The sequence below is a fragment of the Streptomyces spongiae genome (assembly GCF_009377185.1).
Taxonomy (GTDB): Bacteria; Actinomycetota; Actinomycetes; order Streptomycetales; family Streptomycetaceae; genus Streptomyces; species Streptomyces spongiae.
In genome coordinates this window covers 1-2,113 of record NZ_VJZC01000973.1, presented here as the reverse complement: position 1 = coordinate 2,113, position 2,113 = coordinate 1, and the positions used below count along the sequence as shown (strand labels likewise).

The window sequence follows — 2,113 nt, the reverse complement described above, 5'->3', positions numbered from 1 at the left end:
GGGCTCGGAGATGTTTATAAGAGACAGCTCGCAGGCTGCGGGGCGAGCGGGACGGACGGCGACGCGGGTGCCTCGTGTGCCGAAAGGCGCAGCGGCAGCGCGACGAGTGCGGCGACGGCGCAGGACACACCGACTCCCGCCGCGGCACGGAGCAGCCGGCGGCGCGCCGCGGCGCGGCGGATCGCGTGGTAGCGGCCGGGGGGTGGAACGAGGCGGTCCGGGGGCGGTCGCAGGATGACCGCGAGGGGGTCGTCGGGCTCGAAGTCCGGGCCCTCGTCAGAGTGTGTGATCAAGGCTTCTCCTCAGGTGGGCGCGGAGCAGCTCGCGGGCCGCGTGGAGATCGGCCTTGATGGTTCCTTCCTTGCGCCCGGTCAGTACGGACACCTCGCGGATCGGCATGTCAGCGTAGTAGTGCAGCAGCACCGGGACGCGCAGTCGTTCCGGCAGCGACTGCACGAGCAGGCGGACCGAGGGGTCGGCCTGCTCCGGGTGCGGGCGGACGGCGGCTTCCGCGGTGGCTCGGCGAACGGCTCTGCGCTCGCGTTCGAGCCCCCGCCAGTGGTCCCGGACAAGGTTGGCCGCGGTGACGTAGAGGAAGCCCTGGGGCTCCGCCACGGACGTCCAGCGGGCCCAGAGCCGGGTGAACGCCTCCGAGGCGATCTCGTGGGCGGTCTCGTCGTCGTCGACCAGCCGACGGCACCACCCGGCGAGGCGCGGGTAGAGGGCGGCGAACAACTCGGACGCTGCCTCCTCGCGTAACCGTTTCAACGCTCTCCAGGGTCGTGACGTCGTGGTGGCACTCGCAGTGGCACTCGTCGTGGCATTCGTCGTGGCATTCGTGGGGGAGGAGCCCGGGCCGGTGGAGTCGGTTCCATCGGCCCGGGCTCCGGATGGCCCGGATCCCGGGCGAAGGGTCAGTGGCCCGCCGAGTTCAGCGCGGCGAAGACGATCACGTTGTCGCGGTAGCCGTCGCCGGTGCGGGGCCCGCCGCAGGTGATGAGCCGCAGTTCGGGGCGGTCCACGTCCCCGTAGACCGCGTCCACCGGGAACTCGGCCTTGGCGACCGTCCGTACGGCGCTGACGGCGAACTGCGCCGACGTGCCGTTCTCCAGGCGCGCCACGATCCGCTCGCCCCGCCGCAGCCGCGCGAGATGCCGGAACACCCCGTCTCCGTAGGCGCCGACCGTGGCGTGACCGAGGATCACCGACGGACCGGTCTGACCCGGCGTCGGCGAGTGCCGGTACCAGCCCGCCCGGTCGTTCGCCGTGACCGGCGGCACCTGCACGGTGCCGTCCGAGGCCAACCCCAGCCGTATGACCGGGGTGTCGACCCCGATGGCCGGGATCCGCAACCTCACCGGGACCGAACGGCCAAGGGCGCGGGCCGCGTTGGCGGAGGGCCGCGAAGGCGGTGGCGTGCCCACGGGTCGCGCGGTCGTGCCCTGGCCGTCACCACGGTGGCCGCCGCAGCTCACGAGCAGCGACGTCATCGCCGCGGTGGCGAAGGCACGCCTGGAGAGCGACGTCATGCGCTGGTCGCCCGCCGACGACGTACGAGAAGCACCGCCGCGCCGCCGCCGACGAGCACCGCGGCAGCGCCCCCGCCGATCACCAGCCCGCTCTCGCTGCCGGACCGCGCGGAGGCCGGTGCCTCGCCGGTGTCCGGTGCGCCACGGGGAACGACGGAGACCTGGCCCTGGTCCGGCGCCTCGGTCGGTGCGGCGCTCGGAACGGGGGTCGCGGCGTCCCGGCCGTCCGACTCCGAGGTCGCGTCGGTGGTGGCCGGGGTCGGGGCCACGGTGGCCTCACGGCTCGTGGGGACCGGGGTCGCCTCGTCGGCGAACGCGGGCACCGCGCTCGCCAGCACGGCGGTTCCCGCGAGTGCCACGGCACTGAGGACGGTTCGGCGCATGAATCGCTCTCTTTCGTCAGGGCCCCCGCCGGGTGACGTGGCGGGCGGCGTCATGGATCGAGCGGAGAGACGAGGCAGCGGCAGAGCAGGTTGTAAAGAGATGGCAAAGTCGTCAAGTGCCGCTGACCCGTGGGCCGTCGGCCAGGTCGGATAGTTTGGGACGCCGAATGGGGAGATGGGGGATGGGGACATGGGCGAGGG

General features: G+C 73.2%; 3 protein-coding genes and 1 pseudogene. All 4 read right to left on the bottom strand.

The genetic code is table 11. From position 1 onward, the window contains the following. Nucleotides 1–26: 26 nt before the first annotated feature. Nucleotides 27–293, bottom strand: a pseudogene (locus FNH08_RS49300) (hypothetical protein); the annotation flags it as partial. Further along, the gene (locus tag FNH08_RS49295; RefSeq protein ID WP_152778482.1) at nt 277–768 is read right to left on the bottom strand and encodes an RNA polymerase sigma factor; all 492 of its coding nucleotides are present in this window, start codon (nt 766–768) and stop codon (nt 277–279) included. The gene FNH08_RS49295 and the pseudogene FNH08_RS49300, both read right to left, overlap by 17 nt. 146 nt (nt 769–914) lie before the next feature. After that, complete coding sequence (locus FNH08_RS49290; RefSeq protein ID WP_152778480.1) at nt 915–1,529, bottom strand: class F sortase; 615 nt, start codon at nt 1,527–1,529, stop codon at nt 915–917. Beyond that, entirely contained in the window at nt 1,526–1,912 is a 387-nt protein-coding gene (locus FNH08_RS49285) for a hypothetical protein (RefSeq protein WP_152778479.1), read from the bottom strand. The genes FNH08_RS49290 and FNH08_RS49285 overlap by 4 nt, the downstream gene beginning before the upstream one ends. Nucleotides 1,913–2,113: the final 201 nt, after the last annotated feature.